Source organism: Plesiomonas sp. ZOR0011, assembly GCF_000800945.1.
Taxonomy (GTDB): Bacteria; Pseudomonadota; Gammaproteobacteria; order Enterobacterales; family CAMTGL01; genus Plesiomonas; species Plesiomonas shigelloides.
Map to the genome: position 1 here is coordinate 14605 of NZ_JRKB01000063.1, position 16754 is coordinate 31358.

Genomic DNA, 16754 nt, shown 5'->3' on the forward strand with positions numbered 1-16754 from the left:
CCCCTATGGGGATCCCACTCCACTTCTGAACGTCCTGCCAGAAAAAAGGGAGCGTCCCTTTTCAGCACGCTCCCAGACAGGATCAACTCCCGTGTGATGCGCCGTTATGCATTTTCCTCGGCCATCACTTCATCGCGGGCTGCTTGAACACAGTCAACCACATGCTGCATGATGTCCTCGGTAATAAAGACGTTCATAGGGAACGCTTTCAGTGCAAACACTTTGGCATCGGGAGCGGCACCGTCACGGTTATATTCGGTAACCCGGAAACCGGTACTGAAGCTCAGATAAGGGGTGAATTTGCCATTGATTTTTTTGCCACTGCGGAACCAGTGATACAGTTTGTCCCCCACTTTCAAAGTCAGTTCGTTGTATTTCATCAACTGTGCTTTGTAAGCCGGATCGGTCAGTTCACGCTCATACTGCTCATGCGCAATCACATCACGTGGATAGACACGGAACAGAGTGACCAGACCGAAGTTATCTGGGTTGACGCAAACCATGTCGGCTTTTTCATGCAGACGTTCACGCAGATAGAACTGGTTCTCTAAAATACCGCCCAAAACCGCTTGGAAACCTTCATAACCGAAGAACTTCAAGGTTGCCCAACCGGCCAAGGCACCGGTTGCCGCACGAGACACTTCTAAGGTGTAATCCAGTGGGTTGTACGGTGAACGAGGTTGCAAGTACGCAGAGCCTGGACGTTTCAAGATAGTTTCAAATTCGCTGCTGTTTTTATATACGAAGCAACTGCTGGCGTATGGAGTCCAACCGGCTTTGTGGAAGTCGATACCCACCGCATCGGCATATTTCATGGCTTCCAGACACTGATAGTTGTGTTTGATAAATGGCAGCAACTCATCAGTAAATTCCAGTGGGTTAGCCACGAAATCATATTTTTTGAAGGTTAACCAAGACCAGCACACTACCGCATCGCAATACAGCAGTGCTTTGCCGTAAGGCTCAGCGTTTGGATATTGATCCAGCAGTTTACGCACCCCCGCCACTGGGTCAAAGGCGTTCGCATCGGTTGTCCCCATAGTACAGACCACAGAAGCCACCGGTGTTTTCTCGGCTTGCAGCTGTTTTAAGATCTCTTCCAGATGGGCCAAATCCATCGCATTGGTTTCTGGATCAGTACGCACGGTGATGATGTTATCCATCCCCAGCCCCATCCAGTCAGTGCTGTTCAGCATGGTGTAGTGCGCTTGTTGTGAACAGATGACTTTGGCATCGGTACGAATACCGGTATGGCGCGAATCAGGCAACACACGGGTCAGCGCGTATTTGACATGGTAAGTCCAGCAACCTGAACCACCGTAGGTATACACACAACCGGTATGCAGCGGATTCCAACCAATCAAATTCCCCAGCATACCGGCACTTTCCAGCTCAGCGCGGTGCACGTTCCAGGAATATTCCCCTTCCAAAATGTTAGGTGAGAAAATCTCAGACAACACCGCAGCCACAATAGAGGCTGAGTTCGCTTGTGGGATCACGTTACACATGGTCAACGGGTGACCCCAGTTTGGTAAACCTTCAAACAGTTTGGTGGTTTGATCGATCACTTCACCCACAGGGGTCATCCCTGGGTTCAGTTCAACCTGTTTAACCTTGTCAAAATCAATGGTTAACGCAGGATCGCTCCCTAAATAAGCTGGGCCCTGTGCATCAGGACGCAGTTTATTTAAATTGCGTACTGCGTGAGCAATCGATTCGGATAATGAGTCCGCACCTTCATTAAATGGAGACGGGAAAGAAGACAACATATCGCGACGATATTTTGCCCATTTTTTATTGGCATTCAGAGAACCATTATGCTCGGAGCAGTTTGAGTGACAATTTTTCATTTTGACATCCTCATTGAGCAACTATTCGCATGTTCTATTTAAATATTACATCTTAAGACATTTAAATATTGGACATTTAAATTGAGCCGTATTGAACAAAAATCTCGCTAGAAATAACGCTATCAACAAGTGCTAACCCATTCTCGCCATCGCTCATTTATCAATGGCTAATTTATTAATGGCTCGCTATTTAATAAAACGCTCAACAAAACGCTTAATAAAAAGAAGAACCAAACTAACCAGAGCAAAAGCAATTATCATCAGCACCTATTTTTTAACTGTTTAACCGCTTAACTGTTTAACTTTATATTCACGTTGCATCGCATGGGTTTAACGTTAGTCTCATCCCTACAGCCCAACAATAAAAATTCGCTCAAGTTTTATTAATTTTCCGACTTGTGGGTGCACTTGGCGAGTTACGTATTAAAAACGACTCTTCCCTCACATTACGTGAAAATTAACATCCACCTTACAAAAATAATCTAGATACATCGGATGTCATTTATTCTCGCCAGCTACAACTACCCGATACACAGCACAACAAATTGCAATACACATTTTTATTTGGACGCTGAACTTACCAGTATCCCGCTTCATTATTTTGTTTGATTGTTTTTATAGATAAGAATGATTGGTAAAACCTGACATCATTTCGTTTTAAAGAGGGCTATGCTGGTTCAGATTTTTAGCGAAGGAATGATATTCATGTCAGAACAAAAAAATGAACACAGCCATAAACTGACCACCGCATTTGGCGCGCCGGTACCTGATAACCAAAACGTAATGACTGCCGGACCGCGCGGCCCGTTGCTGATGCAAGATGTCTGGTTCCTGGAAAAACTGGCACACTTTGATCGCGAAGTGATCCCAGAGCGCCGTATGCATGCCAAAGGCTCTGGCGCGTATGGCCATTTCACCGTGACCCATGACATTACTGCCTATACCAAAGCCAGCCTGTTTGCCGAAATCGGCAAAAAAACCGAAGTATTCGCGCGTTTCTCAACCGTAGCCGGTGAGCGCGGCGCGGCAGATGCTGAGCGGGATATTCGTGGTTTTGCGCTGAAATTCTATACCGAGCAAGGTAACTGGGATCTGGTGGGTAACAATACCCCGGTGTTCTTCTTAAAAGATCCGCTCAAATTCCCTGATTTGAACCATGCGGTTAAACGCGATCCATACACCAACATGCGTTCTGCCAATAACAACTGGGATTTCTGGACACTGCTGCCTGAAGCGCTGCACCAAGTGACCATCACCATGAGTGACCGCGGTATTCCGGCCTCATACCGTCATATGCACGGCTTCGGTAGCCACACTTACAGCTTTATCAATCAGGATAATCAGCGCTTCTGGGTGAAATTCCACTTCCGCACCCAGCAAGGCATCAAAAACCTGACTGACGCCGAAGCAGCCGCTATCGTGGCAAACGATCGTGAAAGCTTCCAACGTGATTTGCTGGAAAGCATTGATAAAGGCGACTTCCCGCGCTGGACCTTGTATGTGCAGATCATGGAAGAAAAAGCCGCTGAACAGTATCACGTTAACCCGTTTGACCTGACCAAAGTCTGGTCCCATAAAGACTATCCACTGATTGAAGTGGGGGTGCTGGAGCTCAACCGTAACCCAGATAACTACTTTGCCGAAGTGGAACAAGCCTCCTTCGCGCCAAGCACTATCGTTCCGGGGATTGGTTTCTCGCCAGACAAAATGCTGCAAGGCCGCCTGTTCTCCTATGGCGATGCCGCGCGCTACCGTTTAGGCGTTAACCACCACCAGATCCCGGTTAACGCACCGCGCTGCCCTGTGATGTCATTCCACCGTGATGGCGCAATGCGCGTAGACGGTAATGGCGGTCGCACGCCAAGCATTCAGCCAAACAGCTACCAGCGTTGGGAACAGCAACCAACATTCGGCGAGCCGCCACTGGCCATCAATGGCGATGCCGATCACTACGACCACATGTTGGGCGATGATCCCTTCCAACAACCGGGAGATTTGTTCCGTTTGATGAGCGCCGATGAACAGCAGCGCCTGTTCGAGAATACCGCTCGCGCGATGACCGGTGTGGATGAGCACATCAAATGGCGTCATGTGTGCAACTGCTATCGCGCCGATCCGGCTTACGGGATGGGGGTTGCCACTGCATTAGGATTGGATATGAACCAGTGCCCGCATCACGGCTGATTTCATAACGATGCTCATGGTCATGGCTATGGATGCCATGGCCGCAAGTTCTAATACCATAAGTGCTAACCTCGTAAGTTCTTAACACAAGGCCCACCTGCTTTTGCGAGGTGGGTCTTGCTACTCGAGGTATACAGTTACTAGAGGTATGTAGTTACTCAAGGCATGGTACTATTAGAGAGCGGCTGGCAACGAAATCGTTACCCAGACCCATAAAGACCAATCACCTTCGCTTATACGTCGCCACTCGGCGGCACTGGCAACGCGGCAAACAAGGTCTCGAGAATAAACGCCCTATCGCGCGCCAAACAAACCCGCTCAGGGAAATTCAGCCAGTTAATGATATAGCCATCAATGGTGCAATGCATAAAGGTGGCATAACGCGCCGCATCCAGCTCGGCAGGCAGTTGACCACAAGCTTTAGCATGCTCGAGTACCGCACGCAGATCGCTGAAAAATCCCGCTGAGTGCTGGCTCATGTAAGCGCGGATATCCTGATTATCGCTTTCCTGCACATCGGAGCTAAACAGCAGACGGAACATATCGTGCAACACCGGCTCCGAGACAATATTGCTCAGCACCGCATCCAAAAACTCACGTAACCGCCCGAGCGGATCGGATTCTTGCTCTTGCACACACGCACGTAGCTGCGCCGCCAATGGCGTGCACAACTCTTCCCACAATTCGGTAAATAGCTGCTCTTTATTCACAAAATGCCAATAGATAGCTCCGCGCGTCACGCCGGCCGCTTGCGCAATATCAGATAACCGCGTTTGCGCTAAGCCACGCTGGCAAAATTGCGCCAACGCGGTGTGCATAATGTGGCGCCGAGTTTCCTGTGCTTCTTCTTTGGTTTTTCTGGCCATAATCTGTTAGAGAAACGGAAAATACGCTCTGACAAGGCAACCCTACTCACCTGCCTCCACTATCTCGGCATCCTCACATTGCCCTCGTGTAACTCCGTGTAATAGCAGCTGACCAAATGAGATACAGCTCGCTGAATTTGCCATTGTAACGCAGTAATCCTGAATTTTCCGGCCGATTTATGTCTCATTATGTGTGACATGCTGCCTGTTAATTCACCCGCACCCCGTTACATACATTCATGAATGTATGTATATTATAGATCCCGAACCAAGGTGCCAATCGGAAGCTTCTCCGTACGTGCCTACCATGGAAGACAGAGGCTGTAATTTTCTATGCAAACCATGCAAAAACGACCTTTCGCTTATGCCACGCTCCTGACCGTGCTGACGGCCAGCTTGCTGACCGGCTGTAAAGAAGCCCCTCCCGAAGGAGGACGCCAGATGCCACCAGCGGCGGTGGATGTTGTCACACTACAACAAGCGCCCTTGCAACTGACCACCGATCTCACCGGTCGCACCTCGGCGTTACGCATTGCCGAAGTGCGCCCACAAGTGAGCGGATTGATCCTCAAGCGTCTGTTCACCGAAGGCAGTGATGTTAAAGCCGGTGATGTGCTGTACCAGATCGATCCCGCGCTGTATGAAGCCGATGTCGCCTCAGCCAGTGCCGCGCTTGCGCGCGCCCAAGCCAGTGCCCGCACCGCAGAATTGCGCCTGAAGCGTTATGTCAATTTGCTGCAAAAACACTCCATCAGTCAGCAGGAATACGATGACGCCGATGCCCAGCGCAAACAAGCGCAAGCCGATGTGCTCGCCGCGCAAGCCAACCTCAAGCGCGCACGCATCAATTTAGGTTACACCAAGATCACTGCACCAATCAGTGGCCGGATCGGCACTTCAGCGGTAACCGAAGGCGCGCTGGTCACCGCCCAACAGGGCGTGGCACTGACCACCATCCAGCAGCTTGACCCTATGTATGTAGATGTTCGCCAGTCCACCGCCGATCTGCTGCGCCTCAAGCAATGGGTCGCCAGCGGCAAAGTGACGGCGCAAAATCCAAACGAAGCGCCTGTCTCCCTGTTTTTGGAAGATGGCAACGCCTACCCGCAAGCGGGCGTGTTGCAATTTTCCGATGTTACCGTGGATGAAAATACCGGCATGGTCAGCCTGCGCGTAGTGGTGCCAAACCCACAGCAATTGCTGATGCCCGGGATGTTTATCCGCGCACGCTTAAGCGAAGGGGTACGTGAAAATGGTCTGCTGGTGCCACAAGTGGCGGTCAGCCGCACCCCTAAAGGCGGTGCTTCCGTGCTGGTGGTGGATAGCGATAACAAAGTCAGCCCACGCGATATTCAAGTCAGCCGCATGATCGGAACTGATTGGGTGGTCGAATCCGGTTTGAAAGCCGGTGAGCGCGTGATTATCGCCGGTTTGCAAAAAGTCGCCCCAGGCGCGCAGGTCAACCCAACTGACAAAACCGCCGCCGCCAGCCAGAGCGCGACGCCGGCTCCCGCCACCGAGGGCAGCAGTAACGGAGTAGCCCACTAATGGCCCGATTTTTTATAGACCGACCGATTTTTGCCTGGGTGATCGCGCTAGTGATCATGCTAGGCGGTGCGCTGGCGATTCTTAAATTACCCGTGGCGCAATACCCAACCATTGCGCCCCCCGCGGTCAGCATTATGGCCAGCTATCCGGGCGCCTCGGCAAAAACCGTGGAAGACTCGGTGACGCAGGTCATCGAGCAGAACATGACAGGCTTGGACAACCTGCTGTATATGGCGTCGCAAAGTGACTCGGCGGGGAATATTTCGCTGACCCTGACTTTCCAGCCAGGCACAGACTCCGATATAGCCCAAGTGCAGGTGCAAAACAAACTGCAACAAGCGATGTCGTTGTTACCGCAAGAAGTGCAGCAGCAAGGGATCCGCGTACAGAAAACCTCCAGCAGCTTCCTGATGGTCATGGGGCTGATCTCAACCGATGGCAGCCAGACCGGACAAGATTTATCCGACTATCTGGTCAGTAACATCAAAGATCCGCTCAGCCGCTTAAACGGCGTTGGTGATGTCACCGTGTTTGGTAGCCAATACGCAATGCGCGTCTGGCTCGATCCCAATAAACTGAACCGCGTTGGCCTAACACCAACGGATGTCTATAACGCCATTCGCACCCAGAACGCGCAAGTAGCCTTCGGTAGCCTCGGCGGGGCGCCAGCGGTGCCCGATCAGCAGTTCTCCGCCACCATCATGGGGCAAACTCGCCTTTCCAGTCCGCAGGAATTTGAAAATGTCCTGCTGCGAGTCAGCGCTGATGGCGGCAAAGTACTGCTCAAAGACGTCGCGCGCGTTGAACTCGACAGTGAAAGCTATGGCGCCGATGCGTTTTACAACGGTCAGCCGGTAGCCGCACTGGCAATCAAACTGGCTACCGGTGCTAACGCCCTGCAAACAGCGGACAGCGTGCGTGCCAAGATTAACGAGCTCTCGGCTTATTTCCCGACCGGAGTCGAGATCGTTTATCCGTATGACACCACTCCGTTTGTGAAAATCTCCATTGAAGAGGTCGCACAAACCCTGCTCGAAGCGATCGTGCTGGTATTCTGCGTGATGTACCTGTTCTTGCAGAATTTCCGCGCCACGTTGATCCCCACCATCGCGGTGCCGGTCGTTCTGCTCGGTACTTTTGGCGTCATGGCTGCGTTCGGTTTTTCCATCAACACCCTCACCATGTTCGGCATGGTGCTGGCGATCGGCTTGCTGGTGGATGATGCCATCGTGGTGGTGGAAAACGTTGAGCGTCTGATGAGCGAAGAGGATCTGTCGCCGCTCGAAGCGACTCGCAAATCGATGGATCAGATCACCGGCGCGCTGGTCGGGATTGCCTTGGTGCTATCGGCGGTATTTATCCCGATGGCCTTTTTTGGCGGCTCCACCGGCGCTATCTATCGCCAGTTCTCGCTGACTATCGTCTCCGCCATGGTGCTGTCGGTACTGGTGGCATTAACCTTGACCCCAGCGCTGTGTGCAACCTTGCTCAAACCGCTAAAACACGGTGAATTCGGCGCACAAAAAGGCTTTTTCGGTTGGTTTAACCGCACCTTTGATGCTGCCAGCCAGCATTATCAATCTGGGGTGCGCAAAATCATCCGCCAAGCCGGTCGCTACGCCATTATCTATTTAGGGATGCTAGTGGCCTTGACCGTCCTGTTCATCCGCATGCCGACCTCCTTCTTACCGGAAGAAGATCAGGGCGTGGTGATGTCGATGGTGCAACTGCCGGTGGGCGCGACCAAAGAGCGAACCGAAGCGGTACTGGCCAAGATGTCTAACTACTTCTTAGAGAAGGAGAAGGATAATGTCGAGTCTGTGCTGACCGTCTCTGGCTTTAGTTTCGCCGGCAGTGGTCAGAACAGCGGGATGGCGTTTATCAAGCTGAAAGATTGGAGCGAGCGTCCGGGCGAAGCGCGCAGTGCCGATGCTATTATTGGCCGTGCGATGGGCTACCTATTCAGCATTAAAGAAGCGCAAGTATTCGCCTTCAACCTACCATCGATTCCTGAACTGGGTACCGCCACTGGTTTTGACTTCTATCTGCAAGATCGCGCCGGTCTGGGACACGAACGCTTAATGGCGGCACGTAACCAATTACTCGGCATGGCTGCACAAGACCCGACGCTTACGCGCGTGCGTCCTAACGGAATGGAAGACACCCCGCAGTTAGATATCAACATTGACTACGAAAAAGCGCTGTCACAAGGGCTGGCAATCAATGATATCAACACGACGCTCTCGAGTGCATGGGGCTCAGCGTATGTGAACGACTTCCTCGACCGCGGTCGTATCAAGAAAGTGTTCATGCAGGCCGACGCGCCATTTCGGATGACGCCACAAGATCTGAACTTGTGGTATGTGCGTAACGCCCAAGGACAAATGGTGCCGTTCTCTTCGTTTGCGTCGACCGAATGGGGTTTTGGTTCACCACGTCTGGAACGTTATAACGGCGTTCCGGCCATGCAGATTGTCGGTGAAGCCGCGCCAGGGCGCAGTACCGGTGAGGCCATGGCCGCAATTGAGAAAATCGTGCAGCAACTGCCAGAAGGTGTCGGCATCGAGTGGACCGGACTTTCCTATCAGGAGCGCCAAGCCGGCTCGCAAGCGCCTGCGCTGTATGCCATCTCCCTGCTGGTGGTGTTCTTGAGCTTGGCTGCGCTGTATGAAAGCTGGAGTATTCCATTCTCCGTCATGCTGGTGGTACCACTCGGGGTGTTGGGTGCGATTTTGGCTGCCAACCTGCGCGGGCTGGAAAATGACGTGTACTTCCAAGTGGGCCTACTCACCACCATCGGGTTATCGGCGAAAAACGCCATCCTGATTGTCGAGTTTGCCAAAGAGCTGTATGACAGCGGCATGCACTTAAGTGACGCAGTCGTGGAAGCGGCGCGCCAACGTCTGCGACCTATTCTGATGACTTCGCTGGCCTTTATTCTCGGCGTATTGCCACTGGTGATCAGTACCGGCGCTGGCGCCATGAGCCGTAATGCCATCGGTACCGGTGTAATGGGCGGGATGATCAGTGCCACAGTCTTGGCCATTTTCTTCGTTCCGATCTTCTTTGTGGTGATCATGCGTTACTTCACTAAGAAAGCGGTGCAGGAATAAAATGTCACGCTAAATCCTGATGACAAAAAGCCCGCATCAATGCGGGCTTTTCTTTTTAGCAGCTTAAACGCTTACTAAAGCAAACTTACTCACCAAAAACGGCAATCTCTTTCTTACCATCGTTACCAATTGCACCGCGGTACATCCCGGCGGTGTTAAAGGCCATGGTGTAGTCACCTTTTGCGTCCAACACAATCACGCCGCCGCTACCATCAATCGCTTTGACTTCATCCAGCGCATTATTAGCTGCAGTCGCCAATGGCGTTTTATTGTATTTCACTTGCGAAGCAATGTTGTACGCCGTCGCCGTACGGATAAACTTCTCACCACTGCCGGTAGCCGACACCGCCACGGTATTGTTATCCGCATAGGTACCGGCACCAATCAGCGGTGAATCACCGACACGACCATAACGCTTGTTGGTCATCCCGCCCGTTGACGTACCAGCCGCCAGATTGCCCGCTTTATCCAGTGCGACCGCGCCGACTGTACCGAATTTGTAGTCATACATCAGCGGATCGTAGGTGTAAGCCGTTTTCCCATCGTGATCCAGCACCACTTGCTCTTTCTCAATGGCCTTTTGCAACTGCTTCCAGCGATGTTCAGTTCGGAAATAGGCCGGATCAACGGTCTCTAATCCTTCTTTTTTAAGGAAAACTTCCGCTCCGTTTGACACCATCAGCACATGTGGGCTGCGGGTCATTACGGTATATGCCGCATTAATCGGGTTTTTAATGGTGGTCGCGCCAGCCACTGCCCCCGCGGCCAATGTCTTACCATCCATGATTGAGGCGTCCAACTCGTTGCGACCATCATGGGTAAACACCGCGCCTTTACCGGCATTAAACAGCGGCGAGTCTTCCATCACGTTAATGGCGCGCTGCACCGCTTCCAAACTTGTACCACCGCTTTCCAACACTTTATAGCCGGCCTGCAGAGCTTCATCCAACTTAGCCTTATATTCAGCTTCTTGTTGCGGCGTGATTGTTGATTTAACAATGGTGCCAGCACCACCGTGGATCACCAAGCGAATCGGCGGCTCCGCGGCCAACGTAGCCGCAGAAAATAAGGAGGTTGCCAGCAAAGCAGAAGTGAGTAACGAACGTTTCATACAGCATCCTTGGTATGTGTTATTAGTCGGAAAGAAAACGATTTCGTCGCCAATATCATTCAGCGCACGAGACTGTATGATGTAACACGATTACATTGGCACTGCGGCGATAAAATGCACAAACTTTGAACACCCACTTAATTTTTCATTATTAAATAAGATAATTATCTTTTATTCACAAAGTGATATGCATGCATATCAACTCTATTAACCCTGAAATATTTATGAATGAACATCACTTAAAAACAAAAATACAACAAGCGTGCACGCGTATACACACATGCACTTACGCGCATGAATTACGTAAGCGTTAATAATTAACCTGGGGAATATTGATAAACAGCAATCCGATTAATACAAACAGTAATCGTTTTAATAAACTCCCCCCAAAAATTTAGTGGTTCTTGCATGGTTTTATTCATCAACGCTTTCCTTTTCTTCATTATCTGTCACTTTGCGAATCATAAGTTCATCAACACTACGACGCCAGCAACTGAACACTTAATTGCCCAGCCAATAACCACATAATCACGCCCACCGTAAAATCAATGACTCGTTTAATTTTCGGCTTAAGTAGCACAGGTGAAAACCGCGCAGCGCCAAACGATAAACTGGTAAACCACATGCAGGATGCAAGCAAACAGCCGAGCGCAAACCACCAACGTTCATGGCCCAACAGCTGATTCCCTATCGAGCCTAAGATCACCACGGTATCGAGATACACGTGCGGATTAAGCAAGGTAACCGCTAAGGTCGCCCCAATCACCGCCCAGCGACCGACATGATGACGGGAACCCTCATGATTTAGCTCAGGCTCTATCTCTGCACACGCTGATTCCCCTCTCGATTGCCATGCGCTACGCAATGACAGACTGCCATACACGGCCAAGAATAAAATCCCACCTGCAGTGACAAATTGCAGCAACCACGGCCACTGTTCAATCACCACGCCGGAACCAAACACACCAAATGCAATCAGGGCGATATCACACAGAATACAAATCAGTGCCACCATCAAATGATGCTGACGATGGATCCCCTGATTCAACACAAACGCATTTTGCGCACCAATCGGCACAATCATCGCCAGCCCTAACGTTATCCCCTGCACCAATGCAGACATAAATAGCTTCTCCTTCTTTAATCTCATCTTCACCATGAGCAGAATAGAAAACCGTGCTAGGTTAATAAAACTAATAATATTTATTCATCATTAGCCAAACTGATTGAGAAGGATGTGAGATGCGCGGACTGGACTATCAATGGCTCGAAGCATTAGATGCCATTGTGCAGCACGGTGGTTTTGATAAAGGAGCCCAAGCTCTGTTTATCACGCAATCGGCCATTTCCCAGCGTATCAAACAACTGGAAAAGTGGTTGGCGCAGCCAGTACTAATACGAGAAACACCACCCAAACCAACAGCAATAGGGCGACACTTATTAGGGTTTTACCGACGGGTACAGCTAATGGAATCTGAGCTGTTGCCCACGCTGACACCAAACGGCGAAGATGAGCCGCTGCCCGTCACAATTGCAACTAACGCAGACAGCCTAGCCACGTGGCTATTACCCGCACTCGCTCCCGTACTGCAAGAGGGGCGAATTTTACTGAATCTGATGATTGATGACGAGAGCCGAACACTCAAGCGAGTAAGAAGTGGCGAAGCGATTGCGGCCATCAGCAGCGAACCTATGCCGTTAGCCGGCTGCATCAGCGATAAACTCGGCACTCTGGAATACCTTTGTGTTGCCGCACCGCATTTTATCAATCGCTACTTTCATGATGGTATTGACTCACACAGCCTCACCCGAGCGCCTGCAATCGTGTTCGATCAACATGATGACATGCATGCAGATTTTCTGGCACAGCACTTTACCCTGCCATCCGTCAGCTGGCCACGCCATGTGGTGCGCTCTTCTGAAGCCTTTATCGCCTTAGCGACACAAGGTGTGGCTTACTGTTTGATCCCCGAAGTCATGATCCAACAGGAATTACAAACCGGCATGCTGGTCAATCTGATGCCAGGGAAAAGTGTGAAACGAACACTGTACTGGCATCGCTGGACACTCGAAAGCGGTGTATTGGCTCAAATCTCTCAGCAATGCATTGAGCATGCTCGGCTGGTTTTGGCACAATAACGCAATGAAAATATGAATTTTTTTCGAGAGCGAATCCTTATAAATCAGCACTCGCTCTCGTTTCAATTTAGCACCCTATAATTAAGCCACCACGCCATTCAGTTTGCTGATGCAAGATGCAAAGATCTGCACACCGTGCGTTAATACCGACTCATCAAAATCAAAATTCGCCTCATGATGACCGGCAGTAATATCCGCACCCAACACAATATAGGCAGCCTGACCGCCACAATGCTGTACACGACGAACCAGTAATGTAGCGTCTTCACTGCCCCCAAATGATTTTTCTACTAGAGTTAATCCAAACTCCTCAGAGGCAATATTGGCCAGCAATTCGGTCAACAAAGGATCGTTATGCAAGTCGGTGGCTTCACCTGCGACTTCATACTCAAATCGCAGATCAAAGCCAAGAGCAATCCCCTGGGCGATAGACAACGCACGCTCTCGCATATATCGGTTAATAGCTTCGGTTTCACCCCGCACTTCCAACTGTAACTTTGCACATGTTGGAATGATATTCCGCCCTTCACCGGCATGCAGCATGCCAATATTTATACGTGACATCCCCTCACCGTGACGAGGAATGGCCAAAAGCTGAGTAACACAATGACAAGCTCCCGCTAGCGCATTGGCCCCCAAATGTGGATTTACTCCGGCATGAGCTGGCGCGCCATGAAACGTGAAATCAAGTTTCGTAGTACACAAAAAATCTGTTGGCGCGACCGCTACGCAGCCACTAGGTACTCCCATGCCAATATGTGCAGCGAGAAAATAATCGCTGTCATCTAAAATCCCCCCCTCAGCAACCGGTTTAGCCCCGCGCACGCCCTCTTCTGCGGGTTGAAAAACCAATTTTATTTTGCCGCACAACTGCGCTTTGGCACGCATAACCCACTGTGCTAAACCCAGTCCCATCGCAATATGACCATCATGCCCGCACGCATGCATATCGCCTGGGTGCTTAGACGTAAAGCCCACTAGAGCTGGAATATGCGACTCATCGTCTGACTCGGAAACCGCCACGCAATCAATATCAAAACGTAACGTAGTAATCGGTCCAGCACGGCCACTATCCCATACCGCAACGCAACCGGTCAGCCCATCCATCTCATCGAGCAAGGTTTGAGAGATGCCTGCCGCTTGTGCACGAGCCAGACTAGCCGCCACCTCATTATCATTACGACCTAAAATATACTCGTTAGACAAAAATTCTGAGGCAGTTAGCACATCCCAGCCCATATCACGTAGCTGTGTAATAATTTTGGCCGTGGTCATAAACTCACCCCAACCACGTTCTGGGATCTGATGAAACGCACGGCGCCATTGTTGTAATTGATTTAATTCAGACATAGGGCCTCCGTTTATAAGAAGAACAATGCAATAAATAATACCGCCACAATCATGCCTGGAGCGGTACGTTTAGCGATCTCTAAAGGGTTTACGCCAGCAAGACCTGCACAAACAATCGCAGCACCAGCCAGCGGTGACATGTTGCGCCCCAGTGCCGAAGCCAGCATAACACCTGCACCTAATGTATTTACTTCATAGCCGAACATATTGGCATGTGGCGTAACTGCTTCATTAAATGCAAAAGCTGTCGCATCACCCGTTCCAGTAATTAGCCCCATAAAAAATGGCCCTAATGTTCCTCCCCAGCGAGCGAATTCAGGAGAGTGAGTCAATACTTGAATAAACTCACGAATAATACCAACTGAAGTTAAGCCTTCAATAAATACTGCAGCAGCAATAATAATCCCCAGAATATTGGCATAAGATGAACCCATACCGTCAAAGAAACTGGTCGTTAAACCGCTTGGGCTAGATTTGCTGACAAATAGTGCGTACAAAGAGCCAATAATCATGGCCGCAGGGACACTCAATTTCGTACCGCCAAGCCAGCCTAACTCCGTGGCTACAAGTAATAATACCGGTAAAAATGGAGCTATAGATTTAAGATAGAAGAATGTGTCACGTGATAACTGGATCGTCGCTGCGTCACCATTGTCAGCATCAACATTTTTATCAGGGTCAACATAATTGACTTCTTTCATGAATAGCGCGACAGCTGTCAGACAAATAGCACAAATAACGCCACACGCAATTGTGATAGGTGCATGGTAAAACACAAACTCCATTAAAGGCGTTTTTGATATATTGGCAATAAATGCGTTATGTGCCACACCAGGATTCAAATAAGCACCTAACGTACCGGATAATACAGCCCCGCCAGCAATCGCTGGATGAATTCGTGCAGCAATCAATAATGGGATCAGTGTTGCACCTACAGCTGCAGAAGCTCCCGCTGCGGAAGGAATTGCAATGCATACGACAAATGTTACTGCAACTGCGGCAGGAATTAAGAATACGCCTAATTTAGATAACCCGCGCGTTAATAACTGCACCAAACACACATCACATCCTGTGTATTTCATCACATAGGCAAACCCCATACTGGAGCAAATGGATTCAATCAAACCCGACGTAGTCATCCGCGTAGTGAATGCCGTAAATGCATTCATTGGCGATAAAGCTATCAGGCATAATAAAATACCCGCCCCAATCAAGGTGGTGCGAGTATCATATTGTTTAATCAATAAGACGATGGTCGCAATTAAAATCGCGATCCCTAAAATCAGCATCCACATACCAATACTCCCTCATTGTTGGCTCCACTCCAGTGTTGTTCGATTTTTGCCCATTAAATATTGACCCAGCGCAATAAACTTAAGGGTCCAAAGATGCTATTACTCTTAGGGCTATCAAAAAAGCTGATAGGGGGGATGGAATGCGCTACCTGCCAAAAATGCAGCAAATTAAAGTATTTAGTGAGGTGATCCAGTGCGGAAGTATTCGTGCGGCAGCTCGCAAAATGAATCAGTCACAACCTACGCTAACTCGTACACTCAAAGAGCTGGAGTACCATCTCGGCGCTACATTGCTGATACGAACTAGCGAAGGTGTTAGTCTGACCGATGCGGGAAAGTCCTTTGCTATACGGGCACGTTTAATTCTGGAAGAAATAGAAAAAGCAGCGTTAGAGGTTGAGCAAATAAATAATCAGACCTATGGCAAAGTCGCATTCGGAATCTCATCCCTTTTTGGTGTAACCATATTAAATAACGTTCTCACTGACTTTAGAAAAGAACATGCCAAAACAGAAGTTAATATTAAGGAAGCACAACTTTCAACACTTCTTCCCTGTTTACGTGAAGGGCAGCTAGATTTTGCACTTGGAACGCTCACTGAAGATATGCCCTTAGGCGATTTTATTGCTGTAAGCTTGTTTAAAGCCCCATTCAGTATCGTCGCCAGAAAGAATCATCCGCTACAAAATTGCTCCTCGCTAGAACAACTAGCTACGGCTAAGTGGCTATTACCTGAAACACAAATGGGATATTACCATTATATCCGCAGCTTCATTCCCTTTAATCATCCGGATAATCCTTACGCACCCGTTTTTACTGATTCTACCGTATGCATTATGAATCTGGTTATGAATGATGATTACTTGACTATTTTATCGCAAGCTCGGTTACAAGAACCGCGATTTAAGGGCGTTTTAAGTGCTCTTCCTATCAGTGAACATCTGTTACCTATTAGTCAATATGGGCTTATTTATCCACGTAAACGACCATTAACTGTTGCAGCACAAGCAATGGTGGAGCATTTTCGTCGACACTGCCAATCGCATAATTGGGCGCCACACTCAATGCTAAGTGAAAATGTAAATATTCAGTATCCATAGCAGACGGAGAAAAATAAACTTAGCTATTTTTATATAGCAAATAAACACATACAGGGAAGAGAAGGTAAGAGAACAACGGAAAGAAAAAAAACGGAAGGAAGCAAAGAATAAAAACAAAATTTCCAAACGCAAAAAGCCCATCCGTTAGGATGGGCTCTTCACTAATTTAATGCCTGGCAGTTCCCTACTCTCGCATGG

The 16754-nt window shown here is 49.5% G+C and carries 11 protein-coding genes; 5 read left to right on the forward strand and 6 right to left on the reverse strand.

What is annotated here, in order from left to right; translation table 11 throughout:
• Positions 1-104: 104 nt before the first annotated feature.
• Positions 105-1850 carry a pyridoxal-dependent decarboxylase gene (locus L975_RS11345; protein ID WP_047708727.1) on the reverse strand — a complete coding sequence of 582 codons (1746 nt, stop codon included), beginning with the start codon at positions 1848-1850 and terminating at the stop codon, positions 105-107.
• 705 nt (positions 1851-2555) lie between these two features.
• Here L975_RS11345 and L975_RS11350 point away from each other — a divergent pair.
• On the forward strand, positions 2556-4034 hold the full coding sequence (locus tag L975_RS11350; protein WP_047708728.1) for a catalase: 1479 nt from the start codon (positions 2556-2558) through the stop codon (positions 4032-4034).
• A gap of 233 nt (positions 4035-4267) precedes the next feature.
• Here L975_RS11350 and L975_RS18680 read toward each other — a convergent pair whose 3' ends face one another.
• A complete protein-coding gene (locus L975_RS18680) occupies positions 4268-4900 on the reverse strand; it encodes a TetR family transcriptional regulator (RefSeq protein WP_047708730.1) in 633 nt (210 codons plus the stop codon).
• A gap of 342 nt (positions 4901-5242) precedes the next feature.
• Between L975_RS18680 and L975_RS11360 the strand changes: the two genes are divergently transcribed.
• Positions 5243-6448 (forward strand): efflux RND transporter periplasmic adaptor subunit, encoded by a 1206-nt coding sequence (locus L975_RS11360; RefSeq protein ID WP_047708740.1) that lies wholly within the window; start codon positions 5243-5245, stop codon positions 6446-6448.
• Complete coding sequence (locus L975_RS11365) at positions 6448-9561, forward strand: efflux RND transporter permease subunit (protein WP_047708731.1); 3114 nt, start codon at positions 6448-6450, stop codon at positions 9559-9561. Before L975_RS11360 ends, L975_RS11365 begins: the two co-directional genes overlap by 1 nt.
• Before the next feature lie 85 nt (positions 9562-9646).
• Here the strand turns inward: L975_RS11365 and L975_RS11370 are convergent, their stop codons facing one another.
• Complete coding sequence (locus L975_RS11370) at positions 9647-10672, reverse strand: isoaspartyl peptidase/L-asparaginase family protein (protein ID WP_047708732.1); 1026 nt, start codon at positions 10670-10672, stop codon at positions 9647-9649.
• 478 nt (positions 10673-11150) lie between these two features.
• On the reverse strand, positions 11151-11795 hold the full coding sequence (locus L975_RS11375) for a LysE/ArgO family amino acid transporter (protein ID WP_047708733.1): 645 nt from the start codon (positions 11793-11795) through the stop codon (positions 11151-11153).
• 119 nt (positions 11796-11914) lie between these two features.
• On the opposite strand from L975_RS11375, the gene L975_RS11380 reads away from it, so the two are divergent.
• Positions 11915-12811, forward strand: a complete 897-nt coding sequence (locus tag L975_RS11380) for a LysR family transcriptional regulator ArgP (RefSeq protein ID WP_047708734.1) — start codon at positions 11915-11917, stop codon at positions 12809-12811.
• An 81-nt stretch (positions 12812-12892) separates the two neighbouring features.
• Here the strand turns inward: L975_RS11380 and L975_RS11385 are convergent, their stop codons facing one another.
• The gene (locus tag L975_RS11385; protein ID WP_047708735.1) at positions 12893-14161 is read right to left on the reverse strand and encodes an amidohydrolase; all 1269 of its coding nucleotides are present in this window, start codon (positions 14159-14161) and stop codon (positions 12893-12895) included.
• Between the two features lie 11 nt (positions 14162-14172).
• Positions 14173-15456: a C4-dicarboxylate transporter DcuC gene (gene dcuC / locus L975_RS11390; RefSeq protein ID WP_047708736.1), complete on the reverse strand. Its 1284-nt coding sequence runs from the start codon at positions 15454-15456 to the stop codon at positions 14173-14175.
• A gap of 140 nt (positions 15457-15596) precedes the next feature.
• Here dcuC and L975_RS11395 point away from each other — a divergent pair, with 140 nt between their 5' ends.
• Positions 15597-16556 (forward strand): LysR family transcriptional regulator, encoded by a 960-nt coding sequence (locus tag L975_RS11395; RefSeq protein ID WP_052181430.1) that lies wholly within the window; start codon positions 15597-15599, stop codon positions 16554-16556.
• Positions 16557-16754: the final 198 nt, after the last annotated feature.